Origin of the sequence: Lysobacter sp. M2-1, assembly GCF_022662495.1 — a bacterium.
GTDB lineage: Bacteria > Pseudomonadota > Gammaproteobacteria > Xanthomonadales > Xanthomonadaceae > JAKPBU01.
Map to the genome: position 1 here is coordinate 377242 of NZ_JAKPBU010000005.1, position 20397 is coordinate 397638.

The window sequence follows — 20397 nt, forward strand, 5'->3', positions numbered from 1 at the left end:
ACGCCGCATCCACGCCGGCGCCGGATACTGCGCCATGCCCAACGCCCTGGTCTGGTTCCGCAACGACCTGCGCCTTGCCGACAACCCTGCGCTGCAGGCTGCGCTGGAGGCAGGACAGACGCCGGTCTGCGTCTACATCCATGCGCCCGACGAGGAAGGCGCATGGGCCCCGGGCGCTGCGTCGAATGCGTGGCGACATCGTTCGGTGGCGGCGCTCGATGCGCGTTTGCGTGACAGGGGCAGCCGGCTGCGCCTGTTCGCCGGTCCCAGTCTGCAGACCCTGCAGACGCTCGCGCTCGCCTGCGATGCGGAAGCGGTGTACTGGAACCGGCGCTACGAGCCGGCGGTCGAACAGCGCGACACCGCGATCAAGGCAGCATTGCGCCGCCAGGGCCTGCATGCGCAGAGCTTCAACGGCAGTCTGTTGTTCGAACCCTGGGAACTGCAAACCAAAGCCGGCGGGCCCTACAAGGTCTTCACGCCGTTCTGGCGCACGGCGATAGCGCAGTGGCAGCTCGCTCCATGCACCGATGTGCCCACCCAGATTCCAGACACCGAGGATGGCCCCGACGGGATCGGGCTCGAAGTCCTGAAGCTGGCGCCAGCCGGCGGCTGGGACAGCGGTTTCTGGGAGTCCTGGTCGCCCGGCGAGGAGGGCGCGCGCGAGGCTCTGGAGGTGTTCATCGACGGTGCGCTGCGCGATTACCGCAGTGAGCGCGAGCGCCCGGATCGGACCGGGACCTCACGGCTGTCGCCGCATCTGCACTTCGGCGAGATCGCTCCGTGGCGGATCGTCTCGGCGATCGAGGGCGAGCGGCGGGTCGGAACCGGTGCAGGAATCGACGCTTACGTCCGCCAGCTCGGATGGCGCGAGTTCGCGCATCATCTCCTGCATCACTTTCCGCACACCGCCGACGCCAATCTCAATCCGCGTTTCGACCGGTTCGGATGGGCGCGGCGCGAGCCGCGCCAATTCACGGCATGGAAGCGCGGCCTGACCGGCGTTCCGATTGTCGACGCCGGCATGCGCGAGCTGTGGCAGACCGGATGGATGCACAACCGCGTGCGCATGCTCGTGGGCAGCTGGCTGTGCAAGCACATGCGCCAGCACTGGCTGGAGGGTGCGCGCTGGTTCTGGGACACGCTGCTGGACGCGGACCTGGCCAACAACACCCTCGGCTGGCAGTGGATCGCGGGCACGGGCGCGGATACCTCTCCATACTTCCGGGTCTTCAATCCGGTTGCCCAGGCCCGCAAATTCGATCCGCACGGCGACTACATCGCGCGCTGGGTGCCCGAACTGGCGAGACTTCCGCCGCAAGCGCGGTTCGCGCCGTGGACCCATGCTGCACTCGCCGCAACGCTCGCGCCGCGCTATCCGGCCAGGCCGATCGTCGATCTGGAGCAGGGTCGCGCTGAGGCTTTGGCGGCGTATCAGGCTTCGCGATAGGCGCGGTGGCAGTTGCACGGGCACGTCCGTGATCCCGAAGGTGGGCGACGAGAACCCTGTGGTCTGCCCGGCTCAATGGGTGCGCTCGCGTTGACGCTCTTCGCGCCCGCGTGATTCACTCGCGCCAGCCTCGAGGAGACCGGCATGGCCACGGCAGGAACCGCACCGCGCAGGAGCAGGCGCGAACCGATGTCGCGGGTCGACACCGCCTGGCTGCGCATGGAGCGGCCGACCAATCCGATGATGATCACCGGCGTGCTGATGCTCGCCGAGCGCATGCCGGTTGCGCGCCTGCGGAAGGTCATCCAGCGCCGCTTCGTCGACGCCTATCCGCGCTTCCGCTGCAAACCGGTCGATGCGCCCGCAGGCGCGTCCTGGCAGGACGACGAGCATTTCGACCTGGACTGGCATGTGCGGCTTTCGGCACTGCCGGCGCGCGGCAACACGGCCGGATCGGAGAAGCGGGCGCTGGAGAAATTCGTCAGCCAGCTCGCCTCCAGTCCGCTCGACAAGAGTCGGCCGCTCTGGCAGTTCCATCTGGTCGAGCACTACCAGGGCGGATCGGCGCTGGTGGTGCGCATCCATCATTGTTATGCCGACGGCATCGCCCTGATCCAGGTGCTGCTGTCGCTGACCGATACCTCCGCCGATGCGCACAAGGCCAGGCCGCTGGCCAAAACCTGGCTCAAGGATGACGGTGCCGGGGTCGCGCGGCGGGTCGGCGCGATCGAGCGCTATACCAGGCTCGGCGGCAAGATGCTCGGCAAGGGCATGGAGATGGTGCAGGACCCGAGCCTTGCGGCGATGCTGGCGAAAGAGGGCGGCGAGATCGCGCGGGAACTGCTGGTGGCGCTGGCTCTGCCGGACGATCCGCCGTCGATGCTGCGCGGCCGGCTGGGCGTCAGCAAGCGCGTCGCCTGGGCGCCGCCGCTGGACCTGGACGAGGTGAAGGCGGTCGGCCGTGCCTGCGGCTGCACGGTCAACGACGTGCTGATGGCCGCCGCCGCAGGTGCGCTGCGCGATTACATGCTCGAACGTGGCGACGACGTCGCCGGCATGACCCTGCGCGCGACCGTGCCGGTCAACCTGCGTCCGCTGGAGCACGCCCGCAAGCTGGGCAACCACTTCGGTCTGGTGTTCCTGGACCTGCCGGTAGGCGAGGCCAATCCCGTGCGCCGGCTGGAGCGCGTCGCCGAGTGCATGAATCAATTGAAGAATTCGCGCCAAGCCATTGTTGCATTTGGACTCCTCGCCGCCTTGGGGATGGCACCTCAAGCGTTGCAGGAAGTCGCCCTGGAGCTTTTCAGCCGCAAGGCCACGGCCGTGGCGACCAATGTGCCCGGGCCGCAGCAGCCGCTATATCTCGCCGGGATTCCGATCCGGGAGCTGATGTTCTGGGTGCCGCAGACCGGTTCGATCGGCCTGGGGATCTCGATCCTGAGCTACGACAACTGCGTCCACTTCGGCCTGATCGCCGACGCAAAGCTCATTCCCGATCCGGATGCGGTCATCCGTCGTTTCGGACCGGAATTCGACAAGCTGCTGTATCTGGCGCTGATGTCGGACTGGGAACGCCCGTTCGATTCGGTCGACGCGGAAGCGGTCATGGACGGTGCCTGAACGCGGCCTTGCGATAGGCGGCGCCCCGTCACTCTTCGCTCATGGACCCGTGTTTAGCTTGTCGCCGCTTGCAACCGGCCCGTAACCGGGCCGCCCCCGAACGACGAGGAGCTCCCCATGAACAAGTTCGCATACACCGGCCTGACCGCCGCCATCGCCGGCGCGCTGCTGCTCACCAGCTGCGCGACCTACACCGGCCAGACCAGCGATCCGAATGATCCGAACCGCACCGGACGTGGCGCCGCGATCGGCGCGGTTGCGGGCGCGGTGCTCGGTGCCGCGAGCGGCGGCGATGCCACCGAACGCCGCCAGCGCGCCACCGTCGGTGCCGCAGCGGGCGCCGCGATCGGTGCCGGCGTGGGCGCATACCAGGATCGCCAGGAAGCCGCGTTGCGCCGGCAGATGGAGGGTACCGGCGTCGAGGTTGGACGCCAGGGCGACAACATCACCCTCAACATGCCCAGTGGCATCACGTTCGACTTCGACCGGGCCGATCTGAAGCCCGAGTTCCGCCCGGTGCTGGATAACCTCGCCAATACGTTGAACGAGTACAACCAGACCCGGATCGAGGTCACTGGACATACCGACAGCAAGGGCACCGACGCCTACAACATGACCCTGTCGCAGAATCGCGCCAATGCGGTCGCCGGCTATCTGGGCAGCCGCGGCGTCGCCAGCAGCCGCATGGTCGTGAGCGGTGCCGGTGAAACCCGTCCAGTGGCCAGCAACGACACCGAATCCGGCCGCGCGCAGAACCGCCGGGTCGAGATCACCCTGGTGCCGATGCAGGGCTGACCCGACTCGTTACACGCAAAAACAGAACGGGCCGCTTGCGGCCCGTTCTTCGTTTGGGTACCGCCTCCGAATGGGCGCGGAACGAGGCCGTCGACGGCATGTTTCAGCGGCGCCATGGCGGCGATGTGTATTGCAGCGGACCCATTGCAGCGTTCGCTGCTAGAGTCTGCTGCCGCGCCGAAGCCCGATCCGGGTTGCGGTAAGCGGAAGCTCGAACGGGCCGATCTGCCATCGAGCAAGTTCACCGATCGCTGCACAAAACATGCGGAATCCTGACTTCATGGAGCTTGATCACCAGTCCGAAGCGCCTCCTTCCGGCGCAATGATCCCGTTCCCACCGGGGCCGTTGACGACGATTGGCCAAGGGCCGCTTGCCGTCGACATCGCAGCGCAGGCGGGTGGACGCCTTGCGCAGATCACTTGGGAAGGGACCGACTGGCTGGTGGACGGTAGCGCAGGCCAGAGCGCGATGATCGCCTGGGGGTGCTATCCCATGGCGCCCTGGGCGGGTCGCATCCGTCATGGAAGATTCGCTTTCCGCGACCGCAACTACCAGCTTCCTCTCAACCTCGATGGTCATGCGATCCATGGGGTCGCGTTCGGACTGCCATGGCGGGTCGAAGCGCATTCGCCCAGCCATGCCGAGCTCTCGCTGGCATTGCCCGTGGACGAGCGCTGGCCGTTCGGCGGCACCTGCTTTCAGCGCATCGAGGCAGGCGATCGCCAGCTGAGGATGTCGCTGTCGGTCAGCGCCGGCGCGCTTGCGATGCCCGTCGTGATCGGCTGGCATCCGTGGTTCCGCAAGCCCGACCGGGTCGAGTTCTCGCCGACGCACATGTATCCGCGCGACGCAGAAGGCATCGCCACGCGTCCCCTGGCACAGCCCGACCCTGGTCCATGGGACGACTGCTTCATCAACCGCCGTCCGGTGCTGATCCACCGCAGCGGGCAGAGCCTGCGACTCACGTCCAGCTGCAGTCACTGGGTGGTGTATGACGAAGTGGCGCATGCCACCTGCTTCGAGCCACAGAGCGGTCCACCGGATGGATTCAACATCGAACCGGCGTGGTTGCCGCCTGGCGCCACGATCGCGGCCTGGTTCCTGATGGAGTGGTTGTGATTCCCGGAAACAGAAAGGCCGAAGACCCGTTTTAGCGGAATCTTCGGCCTTTGACTGGACGCCCATGGACGTCATTGGATGGTGGAGGTGGGGGGAATCGAACCCCCGTCCGAAGGCACTCCATCCCCGGCACTACATGCTTAGCGCTCCGTTAGGTCTCGCCCCCGGACAGCACGGCGCGCGAAGCGCATCCGGGAACCAGCCTGTTTTGAGTTGACCGGAGGCTGACAGGCAGCCGCCTCCGGCGATTCCGTGATAATGACCCTACGCTGCGAACACGGACACAAGCAGTTTCGGGGCTAGGCCTTAAGCGGCCAGAGCGTAGTTGTCGTCGTTGGCAACTAGAAGTTTGCCGCTGGATTTACGAGGAAAGCTGCCCCCTCGGCATGCGCCAGGCGATTTCGCAACCCCCGTCGAAGCCAGGTGCACCCCCGGGGAACAACAAAAGCGCTGACCCGACGAGTATAGGGGCGGGCGGCGCCGGCACAAGGGAACCGACGGCTGGAATCGCCGACGGTTCAGCCTCGGAGGCGGTGCACCCGCGAGCCGCTATCCTGCGCAAATGCCCAGCAATCTGGAACCGCCCGAACAGGCGCCGCCGGCGGCGCGGCACGGCTGGATCAGCCATGCGCTGGCCACGGTGGTGCTCGTGGCATCGCTGCTGCTCGTGCTGGTCTACTGGCACAACATGCAGGAACGCGGCCTGCGCACTGCCGAGGCCGATTTCCAGAGCACCAACCGCCAGGTGCTGCGCCTGCTGCAGCAGCGGATCATCAACTTCGAGCTGCTGGTACGCGGCGGCGCATCGCTGCAGACATCGCTGCCGCTGCCCAGTCGCGAGCAGTGGCAGCGTTATGTCGCCGGCCTGGACATGGTCAGGCGGTTCCCCTCTGTGCAGGCGCTGGGGTTCGCCCTCGACGTCAACGCGCAGCAGCTCGACGCCCTGCGCCAGGCGCTGCCCGGTGTGGTGTGGGGCGCATCGACCCCGGACTTCACCGATGCCCAGGGACGCCACGCGCTGGTCCTGTACGCCGCGCCCGAGCAGGGCGCCAACAAGGGCATTTCAGGCATCGACCTCGCGGCGCACCCGGGTCGCCGGCACGCCATGGAACAGGCGGCGACCACGGGTGAACTGCGCATCAGCGCTCCGGTCCCCCCGATCCTGGCGGCGGAAGACGATCCGGCACGCGAGTTCGTCGTGTTTGCCCCGGTCTACGCCCCGGGACGGGACGGACCGCATCTCCAGGATCTGCGTGGCTGGGTGTTCATCGAAGTCGACGCGGCGGGCTTCGTACGGGCCGCGCTGCAGGCATTCGAGCGGGCCAGCCAGCTGCGGATCGTGGATGCGACCGACGGTGAGGGGCGCCTCGTCTACGCGGACCAGGACTTCCTGGGGGAACGAGCGGGCGAGCTCGACGACTCGATGCGCCCGGCGTTCGTGCAGAGCTTGCGGTTGGACATCATGGGACGCCACTGGCGCGTCGACTTCGAGTCGGAGCCAATGGCTGAAGTCCGCAATACGATCCCGGGATTGCGGACGACCCTGCTCGGAGGCTTGCTTGGCTCGTTGCTGTTGTTCGGGATCGCCCTCAACCTGGCGCGGACCCAGTCGCGCGCAGAAGCCCTCGCGGCACAGATGAGCGCTTCGTATCGACGCAGCGAGCAACGCTTCCGGAGTGCGATGCGCTACTCCGCCATCGGCAAGGCGCTGCTCGACCGCGATGGCCGGATCGTCGAGGCCAACCCGGCCATGGGCCAGATCCTGGGCATCAACGAGCAGGCGCTGGTCGGCACCACGCTGGGCCAGCACTTCGTCGACGGCGAATACGACACCATGCGCACGGTCGAACGCGAGGCGCTGTCCGAAGGCGCCTATCGCGTGACCCGCCGCCTGCGCCGCAGCGACGGCGACGTGCGCCATGCCAGCCTGACCTTTGCGATGGTGCCGGGCGAGGTGGGAGAGCACTTCGCCAGCCTGGTCCAGGTCGAAGACGTGACCGAGCGGATGCGCGCGGAAGCCCGGGTACAGGCGCTCAACCGCACCCTGGAAGCACGCGTTGCGCTGCGTACGCGCGAGCTCAGCCATGCCAACCAGGAGCTGGAGGCGTTCGCATACAGCGTGTCCCACGACCTGCGTGCGCCGTTGCGTTCAATCGACGGATTCAGCCGCTTGCTGAGCGAGCGTTACCGGGATTCGATCGACGTCAGCGGCCAGGATTACCTGAAACGCATCCGCAGCGCGAGCGCGCGGATGAGCGACCTGATCGACGCGCTGCTGAAGATGTCGCGCGTGTCCCGTGGTGAACTGAAGTATGCGCAAGTCGACCTGACCGCGATGGCACACGATATCGCCGCGGAACTGCGCAACAGCGAGCCATCGCGCCAGGTCGCCTTCGACATCGCACCGGGCCTGGTCGCGCACGGCGATCCCGCGCTGTTGCGCAACCTGATGGACAACCTGATGGGAAATGCCTGGAAGTTCACCCGCGCGTGCAAGGATGCGCGGATCGAGGTCGGCAGGAATGGCGAGGGAGAATTCTTCGTCCGCGACAACGGCGCCGGGTTCGCCACGGAATACGCCGCCAAGCTGTTCCGGCCGTTCCAGCGCCTGCATACCCAAGCCGAATACGCCGGTCACGGCATCGGCCTGGCATCGGTCAAACGGGTCGTCGAACGGCACGGCGGAGCCATCCGTGCCGAAGGCGAAGTGGGGAAGGGTGCCACGTTCGTGTTCGGACTGCCCCAGGCCCCGGTTGCCGAATAGGCTGCGCCGCGAATCCGCGATGCGACCCTGCCCGCGTAGCTGATGCTTCCAGTGCGCCGGAATGCCGCAGCGCGCGTCGCCGCACGCTCGCCGGGATGGGTTGTTCTCAGGCGTCGCGGTTATGCCGGCGCATGACTCGTTGCTTTTCCCGTTCCCAATCCCGCTCCTTGCTCGCATCGCGCTTGTCGTGCGCCTGCTTGCCCTTGGCCAGCGCCAGTTCCGCCTTGACCTTGTTGCCTTTCCAGTAGAGCGATGTCGGCACCACGGTGTAGCCGTCGCGCTGCACCTTGCCGACCAGCTGGTCGATCTCGCGCCGATGCAGCAGCAGCTTGCGCGTGCGGCGGTCGTCGGCCACGACGTGGCTGGAAGCGGAGATCAGGGGCGTGATCTGCGAACCGAACAGGAACAGTTCGCCATCGCGGACCACTGCATAACTCTCGCCGATATGTGCGCGGCCAGCGCGAATCGCCTTGAGTTCCCATCCCTGCAGGGCCAGGCCGGCTTCGAATCTCTCCTCGAGGTGGTAATCGTGGCGCGCACGCTTGTTCAGCGCGATGGTCCCGCCCGCGCCGTTCTTTCCCTTATCCTTGCCCGATTGCTTGGCCATCGCGGCCATTGTCACCGAATCGACTCACCCGGGCCAATCGATCGATGCCGAAGATCCAGCGCAGCGCCCTGGTCGAGCACTCCGCAACCCGCATGTTCGCACTGGTCAACGACGTTGCCGCCTACCCGCGCCGGTTCGACTGGTGCGAAGCGGCGGAGATCGTGCATGCCGATGAGGAGCGGGTCGTCGCGCGCCTGGATCTGGGTCTTGGAGGCTTCCATACCTGGTTCACGACCGAAAACACCCTTTCGCCGCCGCATCACATCGACATGCGGCTGCGCGACGGCCCGTTCAGGCGGCTCGACGGGCGCTGGCAGTTCCATGCGCTCGACGAGTCGGCCTGCAAAGTCACGCTGACCCTCGACTTCGAGCCGCAGAGCCTGCTGCTGCTGCCGGCGTTGAGCCTGGGCATGCAGGCGCTTGCCGATCGCATGGTCGACGATTTCGTCCGCGTGGCCGACCGCAAGGCCTGAGTCGCATGAAGGTCGAAGTCGTGCGTGCATGGCCGCGCCGGTACGACAGCCGGCAAATGGAACTTGCCGACGGAGCCACCGTCGCGGAAGCGATCGCCCTCAGCGGAATCGACTGTGGCGGGGTCGCAGGCCTGGCCGTATTCGGCGAACGGGTCGAGCCGACGCACCGACTGCGCGAAGGCGACCGGGTGGAACTGCTCGGCCCGCTGCAGGCCGATCCCAAGGAAGCACGCCGGCGCCGCGCTGGGGCGCGGTCAGGGCAGGGCACCGACACGGTTTGAACGAACGCAGCGCGGCCGGAACTAGCGTGCGCGACGCTTGTCCTTGTCGTCCTTGGCGAGATTGCGGCCGAACTTGCGGATCACTAACGTCGACAGTTCCTGGTCCTGCTCGGGGAAGTACTCGCCTTCCCACTTGGCCAGCGCGTCGTTTTCGAACCACAGGGTCATGTTCTTGACCTGGGTGGTGCCGCGGCGGTCGGTGCGCTCGGTGGCGGTGTAGTCCCAGCGATCGTGGTGGAACGGATCGGCGATCGACGGCGAGCCGATCAGCGCGTCGACCTGCTGCTTGCTCATGCCGGCCTGCAACTGGTCGACCTGTGCCTTCTCCAGCAAATTGCCCTGGTAGATCGGCTGCTTGTACAGGATGCCGCAGCCGGCGGTGGCGGACGCCAGGAGGGCGACGAGTGCGATCTGGGGCAGGAACTTGCGCATGCGTTGGGGTCGGTGCGGAAACCCGCGGATGATACACTGCAGGCTTGCATTCGCGGCCTGCAGCGACCGCTGTTTAGCGGGCGTTGCCCCGCAACGGAGCCACGATGGAATCGCAAGAACTGCGCAAGGCCGGCCTGAAGGTCACGCACCCGCGGATGCGGATCCTGGACCTGCTGGAACAGACCCGGCCGCGGCACATGACCGCCGAGGACATCTACCGGCACCTGCTGGAGAACGGCGAGGAGATCGGTCTGGCGACGGTATACCGGGTCCTGACCCAGTTCGAGGCGGCCGGCTTGGTGCTCAAGCACAATTTCGAGGGCGGACACGCGGTCTACGAGCTGGACCGCGGCGAGCACCACGACCATATGGTCGACATGGACACGGGCAAGGTGATCGAATTCCAGAGCGACGAGATCGAGCGCCTGCAGGCCGAGATCGCCACGCGCCACGGCTACCAGATCGAGGACCATTCGCTGGTCCTGTACGTGCGCAAGAAGCGCTGAGGCGCTGCGCGGGGTTGCATTCGCGAAAGAGCGCCGATCGGCAGGAGCGCGCCTGCATCGCGCTCAACGTGCGTTTTGCAGCAGGCGCCTGGCTGCAGCGCGCGCTTCGCGGCTGACCTCCACGCCACCGAGCATCCTGGCCAGTTCCTCGGCGCGGGCACCGCCATCCAGCACCACGACCGCGCTCTGGGTCATGCCGGAGGCTTCGGCTTTGCTCACCCGGTAATGCGCATGTCCTTGCGCGGCCACCTGCGGCAGGTGGGTCACGCACAGCGCCTGCCGCTGCGCGCCCAGGGCGCGCAGCTTCTGGCCGACGATCTCGGCGACGGCACCGCCGATGCCCGAATCGACTTCGTCGAACACCATGGTCGGGACCAGGTCGTGGCCGAGCGCGGCAACCTCGATCGCGAGGGAGATCCGTGAAAGTTCGCCGCCAGAAGCGACCTTGCGCAGCGGGCGCGGGGGCTGGCCGGCATTGGCGGAGACCAGGAATTCCACCCGCTCGGCGCCGTGCGGGTCGGGGCGATCGCGATTGGCGGGTTCGACCGCGATCTCGAAGCGTCCGCCACCCATGCCTAGTTCGCCGATCAAGGCCGTGGTGCGCTGTCCCAGGGTGGCCGCGGTCTGTTTCCGGGCGTCCGTCAGGACCTGCGCGGCATCGCGCCAGCGCGCCGCAGCGGCGTCGATTTCCGCGTCGAGCGCCACCAGGCGCTCGCCCGCGCCGCACAGGGCTTCGAGCTCTGCACAGACGGCGTCGCGCATCCCGGCCAGCGCGTCGGGCGCGACGCGGTGCTTGCGTCCCAGCTCATGCAGGCGGCCCAGGCGCTGATCGAGTTCGTCGAAGCGGGCAGGGTCCAGGTCCAGGTCGTCGCGGACCCGCTCGAGCAGGAGCAGGGCCTCGTCGAGCTGGATCGACGCGGCTTCGAGCATGGCTTCGACCTCGCCCAGCCGGGCTTCGTGTTCGCTGACCCGGGCCAGGTCGCCGCGAACCCGCTGCAGCAGGCTGCCGATTCCAGAGCCGTCGTCGTCGCCCAGGCCAGTGGCTGCGGATTCGCAGGCAGCGATCAACGCCGCCGCATGCGCCTGGCGGCGATGCGCGGCCACCAGTTCGGCGATGGCATCGGGCTCAAGGGTTTCGCGTTCGAGTTCGCCCAGCTGGTGTTCGAGCAGGGCGATGCGGTCGCTCACATCTCCTTGGCCGGACAGGTGTTCGCGCTCGCGCAGCAGGGCGCTCCAGGTCGTTGCGGCGTCGCGGACTGCGGCGAGCGCCGCGCCGTGGCCGCCGAAATCATCCAGCAGCGCGAGCTGCGCCGCCTTCGACAGCAATGCCTGATGTTCGTGCTGCCCATGGATTTCGACCAGGCATGCAGCCAGTGCGGCCAGCTGCGCCAGGGTCGCCGGGCGGCCGTTGATCCACGCGCGCGAACCACCATCGGCGCGCAGGGTGCGACGCAGCAGGCACTCCCTGCTGCTGGCGTCGTCTAGCATGTCCTGCTCGTTCAGCCAATCGCGAGCCGACGGCGCGTCGATCAGGTCGAACTGCGCGGACAACTCGGCGCGCTCCGCCCCGTGCCGGACCATGCCGCTGTCGGCACGCTGGCCGGACAGGAAGCCCAGCGCATCGACCAGCAACGACTTGCCGGCGCCGGTTTCGCCGGAAATCACCGTGAGGCCAGGCCCGAACTCCAGCTCGGCAGCGCGGACGACGGCAAAGTCGCGGATGGATAGTTGGGTCAGCATGCGGTTGGAATTGTGCCTGAGCCGAGGTGGGCGTCGGCTTGCGCCGGCAGCGTGGTCGGCATATATGCCATCCATGATTCGCAGCAGGCGCGACGACAGCGGCACCGCCCCCGACCGGCTCGATCCCCGGGCGCGACAGCTGCTGCGCACCCTGATCGGCCGCTACATCCACGATGGCGAGCCGGTCGGGTCGCAGACCCTGGCGCGGCACGCCGGCCTGGACGTCAGCCCGGCCACGATCCGCAACATCCTGGCCGACCTGGAAGACATCGGGCTGCTGAGCGCGCCGCACACGTCGGCCGGGCGCGTCCCCACCGTGCAGGGCTACCGGGTGTTCGTCGACTCGCTGTTGCAGGTCAAGCCGCTGCGCGAGGCCGAACTGGCGCGACTGCGCAGCGAAATCGCCAGCGGCACCAGCACCCAGTCGTTGCTCGGAAACGCCTCCGAGCTGCTCTCGGCCATGACCCATTTCGTGGGCGTGGTCAGTGCACCCAAGCGCGAACAGTTCGCGTTCCGGCACATCGACTTCGTGCCGCTGGATGGCCAGCGGGTGCTTGCGATCCTGGTGTTCGCCGACAACGACGTGCAGAACCGGATCATCCATACACGGAGGTTGTTCGACGCAGGCGAGCTGGAAAAGGTCTCCAACTACCTGAACCAGCACTTCGCCGGTCGGCCGCTGACCGAGATCCGCGCCAGCTTGCTGCATGAGCTGCGCAATGCCCGCGACGAGATGGGCAGGCTGCTGGAAAGCAGCGTGGAGCTGGCCGAGCAGGCGCTGGCAGCCGGCAGCACGGGGGCGGAGGACATCCTGCTGGCCGGGCAGAACCGGCTGATCGGGGTGCAGGACCTCTCGGACCTGGATCGCCTGCGCGAACTGTTCGAGGCCTTCGCCCGCAAGCGCGAGATCCTGCAGCTGCTCGAACGCACCATCCGCGCGCCGGGCGTGCGGATCTTCATCGGCGAGGAAACCGGGCTGGCACCGCTGGAAGGCGTGTCGCTGGTGACCGCGCCCTACGCATCGGGCGGCAAGGTGCTCGGGGTGCTGGGGGTGATCGGCCCCACGCGCATGGCCTACGAGCGGGTCATCCCGCTGGTGCAGGCGGCCGCCGATGTCCTGGGTGGCGCCTTGAATCCGGAAGGGCAGCCCTCATAGGGACGGGGTTGGGCGGCCGACCGACCGCCTGGAAGCTCGCGACCGATGAACCATACGACCGATCCCGCGGCCGACGAAGAGGGCTTGCCCCAAACCGACGGTGCTGCCACTGCCGCCCAGGACAGCCTTGAGGACCAGATCGAGGCGCTGAAGGGCGAGCTCGAGCAGCTCCGGGCGCAATCGCTGCTCGAGCGCGCCGACCTGGAGAACCAGCGCAAGCGCCTGGCGCGCGACGTCGACAACGCCCGCAGGTTCGCCAACGAGCGCCTGCTGGGCGAGCTGTTGCCGCTGTTCGACAGCATGGAAGCCGGGCTGGCGAACGCCGCCCAGAACGATCCGCTGCGCGCCGGCCTGGAGCTCACCCTGAAGCAGCTGCACACCATCGCCGAGAAGAACGGGCTGAGCGAAATCGCCCCGGCTTCCGGCGACAGTTTCGACCCCGAGCGTCACCAGGCCATGAGCGTGGTCGAAGCCGAAGGCGTCCCACCTGGCGCGGTAGCCCAGACCTTCCAGAAGGGCTATGTGCTGAATGATCGCCTCCTGCGTCCGGCGCTGGTGGTGGTGGCAAAGGACTAGCGCAGCGGGAACGGGTGTCGATTCGAAGGTGCGGCCTTTTGCCCTGAGCGAGGCAGGCCTGCCGTCCTGCGACACAGGCGCACGCGGCTGGGCCCCGGCCCTTGAATCGACCACCCGAACCCCTAAATACCGCACATCGGCGCAGCGGCGCCCGCACACATAAGCAATCGAGAGGGAGCAGCATCATGGGCAAGATCATCGGCATCGACCTGGGCACGACCAATTCGTGCGTGGCGATCATGGAGGGCGGCAAGACCCGCGTGATCGAGAATTCCGAAGGCGACCGCACCACGCCTTCGATCGTGGCCTACACCAAGGACGGCGAGGTCCTGGTCGGCGCCTCGGCCAAGCGCCAGGCGGTAACCAATCCCAAGAACACGTTCTACGCGGTGAAGCGCCTGATCGGGCGCAAGTTCAGCGATGCCGAAGTCAAGAAGGACCTGGACCTGGTGCCCTATGCGATTGTCGAGCACGACAACGGCGATGCCTGGGTCGCGACCAGCGACGGCAAGAAGTTGTCCGCGCAGGAAGTTTCCGCGCGCATCCTCGAGAAGATGAAGAAGACCGCCGAGGCCTATCTGGGCGAGACCGTGACCGAAGCGGTCATCACCGTGCCGGCCTACTTCAACGACAGCCAGCGCCAGGCGACCAAGGACGCCGGCAAGATCGCCGGACTCGACGTCAAGCGCATCATCAACGAGCCCACCGCCGCGGCACTCGCCTACGGCCTGGACAAGGCCGGTGGCGACCGCAAGATCGCGGTCTACGACTTGGGCGGCGGCACCTTCGACGTGTCGATCATCGAGATCGCCGAAGTCGACGGCGAGAAGCAGTTCGAAGTGCTGTCCACCAACGGCGACACGTTCCTGGGCGGCGAGGACTTCGACAAGCGCGTCATCGACTATCTGGTCGACGAGTTCCAGAAGGAGCAGGGCATCGACCTGCGCAAGGATCCGCTGGCGCTGCAGCGCCTGAAGGATGCGGCCGAGCGCGCCAAGATCGAGCTGTCCAGCTCGCAGCAGACCGACGTCAACCTGCCGTACGTGACCGCGGATGCCTCGGGTCCGAAGCACCTCAACATCAAGCTGACCCGCTCCAAGCTGGAGTCGCTGGTCGACGATCTGGTGAAGAAGACCATCGAGCCGTGCCGCGTGGCGCTGAACGATGCCGGCCTGCGCTCGAGCGACATCAGCGAGGTGATCCTGGTCGGCGGCCAGACCCGCATGCCCAAGGTGCAGCAGGCCGTGGCCGAGTTCTTCGGCAAGGAGCCGCGCAAGGACGTGAACCCGGACGAGGCGGTCGCCGTGGGCGCCGCGGTCCAGGGTGGCGTGCTGCAGGGCGACGTCAAGGACGTGCTGCTGCTCGACGTGACCCCGCTGAGCCTGGGCATCGAGACCCTGGGTGGCGTGTTCACCAAAATCATCGACAAGAACACCACCATCCCGACCAAGGCCTCGCAGACCTTCAGCACCGCCGAGGACAACCAGTCCGCGGTAACCGTGCACGTGCTGCAGGGCGAGCGCGAACAGGCCCGCTACAACAAGTCGCTGGCCCGCTTCGATCTGACCGGTATCGATTCCGCTCCGCGCGGCATGCCGCAGATCGAGGTCTCCTTCGACATCGACGCCAATGGCATCGTCCACGTCACTGCCAAGGACAAGAAGACCGGAAAGGAACAGAAGGTCGAGATCAAGGCGGGCTCGGGCCTGTCGGACGACGAGATCCAGAAGATGGTGCAGGACGCCGAGGCCCATCGCGAGGAGGACAAGAAGTTCCATGAGCTGGTCAACGCCCGCAACCAGGCCGACGCGCTGGTGCATGCGACCCGCAGCGCGATCAAGGACAACGGCGACAAGGTCGGAGGCGAGCTGATCGGGCGCGCCGAGGGCGCGATCGCCGAGGTCGAGACCGCGATGAAGGGCGACGACAAGGCCCAGATCGAGGCCAAGAGCAAGGCACTGGAAGAAGCGGCGCAGGCGCTGTTCGCAGCGGCCGCCGCCGCCCAGCAGCCGGGCACGGAAGGCCAGGGTGGTGCAGGCGCATCCTCATCCGCCAAGGGCGAGGACGTTGTCGACGCCGAGTTCACCGAAGTGAAAGACGACGACAAGCAGGCCTGATCGACGATGGCAGCTGACAACGGGCAGGCAGGTCCTGCCCGTTGTGTTGAGGAAGGCAGGTTGCAAATGAGCAGGCGGCGATGAGCAAGCGCGATTACTACGAAGTCCTCGGCGTCGCGCGCAACGCGAGCGAGGATGAGCTGAAGAAGGCCTATCGCCGCTGCGCGATGAAGTACCACCCGGACCGCAATTCTGCGGATACCGACGCGCTCGAGAAGTTCAAGGAGTGCAAGGAGGCCTACGAAGTGCTGTCCGACGGCGGCAAGCGCCGCATGTACGACCAGCACGGGCACGCTGCGTTCGAGCACGGGATGGGCGGCGGCAACGCCGGGCCGGGCTTCCACGACGTCGGCGACATCTTCGGCGACATCTTCGGCAACATCTTTGGTGGCGGTGCCTCGCGTGGCCCGCGCCGCGGCGCCGACGTGGGCTATGTGATGGAGCTCGATCTCGAGGAGGCCGTCGCCGGCGTCGAGAAGCGCATCGAGCTGCCCACGCTCGCGGCCTGCGAGCCGTGCAAGGGCACCGGTTCGGAAGACGGCAAGCTCGACACCTGCGCCACCTGCCACGGCCGTGGCCAGGTGCGCATGCAGCGCGGCATCTTCACCATGCAGCAGCCGTGTCCGCACTGCGGCGGCCGCGGCAAGACCTTCGCCAACCCGTGCAAGATCTGCCACGGCAACGGCCGGGTCGAGGAAGAGAAGATCCTGTCGGTCAAGATCCCGGCAGGCGTGGACAGCGGAGACCGCATCCGCCTGGCCGGCGAGGGCGAGGCGGGGCCTGCGGGCTCACCGCCCGGAGACCTGTACGTGGAAGTGCGGGTACGCCCGCACGAGATCTTCGAGCGCGATGGCGACGACCTGCATTGCGAGGTGCCGATTCGCATCTCCCAGGCTGCGCTCGGCGATACGGTGCGCGTCCCCACGCTGGGCGGCGAGGCCGAAATCCGCATTCCCGCCGAGACCCAGACCGGCAAGGTCTTCCGCCTGCGCGACAAGGGCGTCAAGTCCGTGCGCAGCCGCGCGCCCGGCGACCTGTACTGCAAGGTGGTGGTGGAAACCCCGGTCAATCTCACCGCCGAACAGCGCGATCTGATGGACAAGTTCGAAGCGACCTTCAGCGGCGAAGGCGCGCGTCGCCATTCGCCCCGATCCAGCACCTTCATCGATGGGGTGAAGGGGTTCTGGGATCGCATGGTGTCGTAGGTCGGCCCTACGCGGCCGACGCTTCCCGGTTACGCGTACGAGACATCACGCCCCGCGCGGCACCACGCATCCGTCGGGGACGTAGCCCCGACCTACGCATGCTAGCCTCGCCAGCATGGCGAAAGGCTGGTGGAAGAACCTCTACGTCCAGGTGCTGATCGCGATCGCGATCGGCATCGTGCTGGGCCAGTTCCGGCCCGAGCTCGGCCAGCAGATGAAGCCGTTGGGCGATGGCTTCATCAAGCTCGTGAAGATGATCATCGCCCCCGTGATCTTCCTGACCATTGTTGCCGGCATCGCCAAGATCGGGGACCTGAGACATGTCGGCAAGATCGGGCTCAAGGCGCTGATCTATTTCGAGGTGCTCACCACCCTGGCCCTGGTAATCGGGTTGGTGGTGGCCAACCTGGTCAGGCCCGGCGCCGGCATGGGCATCGATCCGGCGCAGATCGATGCCTCGGGCGTCTCCCAGTACCAGCAGGCCGCGCACGAGCAGGGCACGATCCCCTTTCTGCTCGACATCATCCCGCACGATTTCCTGTCCGCGTTCACCGAGGGCAAGCTGCTGCAGGTGCTGCTGGTGGCCATCCTTACCGGCGTGGCGCTCACCCAGATGGGCAGGGTGGGCCAGCGCATGCTGGACATCGCCGAAGACCTGTCGCACGTGTTCTTCAACATCGTCGGCATGATCATGCGGCTGGCGCCGATCGGTGCGTTCGGTGCGATGGCCTTCACCATCGGCAAGTTCGGCCTGGGTTCGCTCGCCTCGCTCGGCTGGCTGCTGGCTTCGGTGTACCTGACCTGTTTTGCGTTCGTGTTCGTGGTGCTCGGACTGGTGGCGCGGCTGTCCGGCTTCTCGCTGTGGCAATTCATCAAGTACATCCGCGGCGAGCTGCTGCTGGTGCTGGGCACGTCGAGTTCGGAATCCGCGCTGCCGCGCCTGCTCAACCGTCTGGAGGACGTCGGCTGCGACCGCGCGGTGGTGGGCCTGGTCGTGCCGACCGGTTACTCCTTCAACCTGGACGGAACCTGCATCTACCTGACCATGGCCGCGATCTTCATTGCCCAGGCGGTGGGCGTGGACCTCACCCTGGGCGAGGAGCTGACCCTGATCGGGGTGTTGCTGCTGACCTCGAAGGGTGCGGCCGGCGTAACCGGCTCGGGTTTCGTGACCCTCGCCGCGACCCTGGCCGCGCTGGGCGGAAAAGTCCCGGTAGAAGGTGTGGCCCTGGTGCTGGGCGTGGACCGGTTCATGTCCGAGGCGCGCGCGATCACCAATTTCATCGGCAACGGCGTGGCCACGATGGTCGTGGCGAAGTGGGAGGGCCTGCGCAACGATGCGCAGATGCGGGCCGCCTTCGCCGCCGGACCGCTGCCGGAAAGCGCAGAGGTCGTGCGCGACCCCGACCAGGGCGATTGACGCATCGGCCTCGTGTAGGAGCGGCGTCAGCCGCGAGTTCCTGCTGTTGTCGGATATCTAGAACCTCCCAAAGAACTCGGGCTGACGCCGCTCCTACGCAAGACAGGTAAGCCCCTTGTGGGCGGCTGGCCGCTGCCGCTAGCCTGAGCGCATGAGCGAACCGGTGAAACTGCTGATCCACGGCGCCAATGGGCGAATGGGCCAGGCCCTGCAACGGCTATGCGCCGGTAACGGGGCCTGCCGCGTCGTGGGCGCTGTGTCGCGCAAGGTCGGGCAGCGGGTGATCGATGGTGTTCCGCAATTCGCCGCCTCCGAGCTGGCGGGCACACCCGAGTTCGACGTCGCGATCGACTTCAGCCTGCCGGAGGGCTTCGATCCGGTGCTCGCCCTGTGCGTGCAGCGCGGCAGACCCATGGTCTCGGGTACCACAGGTCTCGGCGACGCGCAGCGCGAAGCGATCGCCTTGGCCGGCACGCGCATCGCGGTGCTCTGGGCGGCCAACTTCAGCCTCGGCGTCGCCGTACTGGACGAGCTGGTGGAGCGCGCGGCGCGCGCGCTGCCAGGCTGGGACTGCGACATCCTCGAGCAGCACCACACGCACAAGAAGGATGCGCCTTCCGGCACGGCCCTGGCACTCGGGCATTCGGCCACGCAGGGCGGCGCGCGGCCGCGGTATGCCTCGATCCGGGCAGGCGACATCGTCGGCGAGCACGTGGTGCAGTTCGCCGCCGCGGGCGAGCGCATCGAGCTGATTCACCGCGCGACCGACCGCGACATCTTCGCGCGCGGCGCGCTGCACGCGGCCGAGGCGCTGGCCAGCCGCCCGGCCGGCGTCTACCGGCTGCGCGATCTGCTGTTCGGATAATCCGCGCTGGCATCGCGACCCGATCCCCGATAGAATTCTCGCTCGCCTGATTCCTCATGCCTCCGGACCGGTGTAGACCGCTTCGGCGGCTTTTTGCAGCTTGCTTTCCGCAACCAGACGTAGGCGAAGCCAGTGACAGATCCCGCCATCCTCGCGCTTGAAGACGGAACGGTCTTCGAGGGCATTTCCGTGGGCGCAAACGGCCTGAGCGTAGGCGAAGTCGTGTTCAACACGGCCATGACCGGCTACCAGGAAGTGCTCACGGACCCCTCGTATGCGCGCCAGCTGGTGACGCTGACCTATCCGCATATCGGCAACACCGGTTGCACGGCGCAGGACGACGAAGCCGACACCGTCTGGGCCGCCGGCCTGATCGTGCGCGACGTACCGCGGCGCCCCAGCAGCTGGCGCAGCGAAGGATCGCTGCCGGACTGGTTGAAGGCGCGCGGCATCGTCGCGATCGCCGACATCGACGTGCGCAAGCTGACCCGCCTGCTGCGCGATCGGGGTGCGCAGAACGGAGCACTGATGGCGTGTGCGGCTGCGGACGGGAAACCGGATGCGGATCGCGCGATCGAGGCCGCGCGCAAATTTCCGGGCCTGAAGGGCATGGATCTGGCGAAGGAAGTCACCACCGCCGCGGCGTACCCATGGACCGCCGGACAGCTCGATCTGGACCGCAATGCCTTCGCCGAGGGCGGGGGCAAGTACAAGGTGGTGGCCTACGATTTCGGCGTGAAGCGCAACATCCTGCGGATGCTGGCCGAGCGCGGCTGCGACGTCACCGTGGTCCCGGCCCAGACATCCGCCGCCGATGTGCTGGCGATGAAACCCGACGGCGTGTTCCTCTCCAACGGCCCCGGCGATCCCGAGCCCTGCGATTACGCGATTGCCGCGATCCGCGAGTTCATCGACCGCAAGCTGCCGACCTACGGCATCTGCCTCGGCCACCAGCTGCTCGGCCTTGCCGTGGGCGCGAAGACGATGAAGATGAAGTTCGGGCACCACGGGGCCAACCACCCGGTGATCGACCTGGCGTCGGGCCGGGTGATGATCACCTCGCAGAACCACGGCTTCGCGGTGGACGAAACCACGCTGCCGGAAAACGCGCGGGTGACCCATCGCTCGCTGTTCGACGGCTCCAACCAGGGGATCGAGCTGACCGACGCACCCGCCTTCAGCTTCCAGGGACATCCGGAAGCATCGCCCGGTCCGCACGACGTGGCGCCGTTGTTCGACAAGTTCATCGCCGCAATGGAGACGCACTGAG

General features: G+C 67.1%; 18 protein-coding genes and 1 other RNA gene. 15 read left to right on the top strand and 4 right to left on the bottom strand.

Annotated features, from left to right (window positions below):
• Window positions 1–34: 34 nt before the first annotated feature.
• The 4 genes from MC375_RS12640 to MC375_RS12655 all read left to right on the top strand — a co-directional run bounded on the left by MC375_RS12640 (window position 35) and on the right by MC375_RS12655 (window position 4985).
• Window positions 35–1450, top strand: a complete 1416-nt coding sequence (locus MC375_RS12640) for a deoxyribodipyrimidine photo-lyase (protein ID WP_242103744.1) — start codon at window positions 35–37, stop codon at window positions 1448–1450.
• 144 nt (window positions 1451–1594) lie between these two features.
• Window positions 1595–3070: a wax ester/triacylglycerol synthase family O-acyltransferase gene (locus MC375_RS12645; protein ID WP_242103745.1), complete on the top strand. Its 1476-nt coding sequence runs from the start codon at window positions 1595–1597 to the stop codon at window positions 3068–3070.
• A 117-nt stretch (window positions 3071–3187) separates the two neighbouring features.
• A complete protein-coding gene (locus tag MC375_RS12650) occupies window positions 3188–3865 on the top strand; it encodes an OmpA family protein (RefSeq protein WP_242103746.1) in 678 nt (225 codons plus the stop codon).
• 280 nt (window positions 3866–4145) lie between these two features.
• Entirely contained in the window at window positions 4146–4985 is an 840-nt protein-coding gene (locus tag MC375_RS12655) for an aldose epimerase (RefSeq protein WP_242103747.1), read from the top strand.
• A 79-nt stretch (window positions 4986–5064) separates the two neighbouring features.
• On the opposite strand, the gene ssrA is transcribed toward MC375_RS12655, so the two are convergent.
• Window positions 5065–5418, bottom strand: a transfer-messenger RNA (tmRNA) gene (gene ssrA, locus MC375_RS12660).
• Between the two features lie 129 nt (window positions 5419–5547).
• Between ssrA and MC375_RS12665 the strand changes: the two genes are divergently transcribed.
• Complete coding sequence (locus MC375_RS12665; RefSeq protein WP_242103748.1) at window positions 5548–7749, top strand: CHASE domain-containing protein; 2202 nt, start codon at window positions 5548–5550, stop codon at window positions 7747–7749.
• A 106-nt stretch (window positions 7750–7855) separates the two neighbouring features.
• Here MC375_RS12665 and smpB read toward each other — a convergent pair whose 3' ends face one another.
• A complete protein-coding gene (gene smpB / locus MC375_RS12670) occupies window positions 7856–8356 on the bottom strand; it encodes an SsrA-binding protein SmpB (protein ID WP_242103749.1) in 501 nt (166 codons plus the stop codon).
• 44 nt (window positions 8357–8400) lie between these two features.
• Between smpB and MC375_RS12675 the strand changes: the two genes are divergently transcribed.
• Entirely contained in the window at window positions 8401–8829 is a 429-nt protein-coding gene (locus MC375_RS12675; protein WP_242103750.1) for a type II toxin-antitoxin system RatA family toxin, read from the top strand.
• A 5-nt stretch (window positions 8830–8834) separates the two neighbouring features.
• Entirely contained in the window at window positions 8835–9110 is a 276-nt protein-coding gene (locus MC375_RS12680; protein WP_242103751.1) for an RnfH family protein, read from the top strand.
• 21 nt (window positions 9111–9131) lie between these two features.
• Here MC375_RS12680 and bamE read toward each other — a convergent pair whose 3' ends face one another.
• Window positions 9132–9530 carry an outer membrane protein assembly factor BamE gene (gene bamE, locus MC375_RS12685; RefSeq protein WP_242103782.1) on the bottom strand — a complete coding sequence of 133 codons (399 nt, stop codon included), beginning with the start codon at window positions 9528–9530 and terminating at the stop codon, window positions 9132–9134.
• Between the two features lie 116 nt (window positions 9531–9646).
• Between bamE and fur the strand changes: the two genes are divergently transcribed.
• Window positions 9647–10048: a ferric iron uptake transcriptional regulator gene (fur, locus tag MC375_RS12690; RefSeq protein ID WP_242103752.1), complete on the top strand. Its 402-nt coding sequence runs from the start codon at window positions 9647–9649 to the stop codon at window positions 10046–10048.
• Window positions 10049–10111: 63 nt separating this feature from the next.
• On the opposite strand, the gene recN is transcribed toward fur, so the two are convergent.
• A complete protein-coding gene (gene recN / locus MC375_RS12695; protein WP_242103753.1) occupies window positions 10112–11788 on the bottom strand; it encodes a DNA repair protein RecN in 1677 nt (558 codons plus the stop codon).
• Between the two features lie 73 nt (window positions 11789–11861).
• Here recN and hrcA point away from each other — a divergent pair, with 73 nt between their 5' ends.
• From hrcA to carA, 7 genes are all read left to right on the top strand, one after another.
• Entirely contained in the window at window positions 11862–12944 is a 1083-nt protein-coding gene (gene hrcA, locus MC375_RS12700; RefSeq protein ID WP_242103754.1) for a heat-inducible transcriptional repressor HrcA, read from the top strand.
• An 84-nt stretch (window positions 12945–13028) separates the two neighbouring features.
• Window positions 13029–13520: a nucleotide exchange factor GrpE gene (gene grpE / locus MC375_RS12705; protein WP_343223539.1), complete on the top strand. Its 492-nt coding sequence runs from the start codon at window positions 13029–13031 to the stop codon at window positions 13518–13520.
• Between the two features lie 185 nt (window positions 13521–13705).
• Entirely contained in the window at window positions 13706–15637 is a 1932-nt protein-coding gene (dnaK, locus tag MC375_RS12710; protein WP_242103756.1) for a molecular chaperone DnaK, read from the top strand.
• An 80-nt stretch (window positions 15638–15717) separates the two neighbouring features.
• On the top strand, window positions 15718–16842 hold the full coding sequence (dnaJ, locus tag MC375_RS12715; protein ID WP_242103757.1) for a molecular chaperone DnaJ: 1125 nt from the start codon (window positions 15718–15720) through the stop codon (window positions 16840–16842).
• A gap of 115 nt (window positions 16843–16957) precedes the next feature.
• Window positions 16958–18262, top strand: coding sequence for a dicarboxylate/amino acid:cation symporter (locus tag MC375_RS12720; RefSeq protein WP_242103758.1), 1305 nt, complete (start codon window positions 16958–16960; stop codon window positions 18260–18262).
• A gap of 151 nt (window positions 18263–18413) precedes the next feature.
• The gene (locus tag MC375_RS12725) at window positions 18414–19127 is read left to right on the top strand and encodes a 4-hydroxy-tetrahydrodipicolinate reductase (protein ID WP_242103759.1); all 714 of its coding nucleotides are present in this window, start codon (window positions 18414–18416) and stop codon (window positions 19125–19127) included.
• A 132-nt stretch (window positions 19128–19259) separates the two neighbouring features.
• Window positions 19260–20396, top strand: coding sequence for a glutamine-hydrolyzing carbamoyl-phosphate synthase small subunit (gene carA / locus MC375_RS12730; RefSeq protein WP_242103760.1), 1137 nt, complete (start codon window positions 19260–19262; stop codon window positions 20394–20396).
• Window position 20397 lies beyond the last annotated feature (1 nt).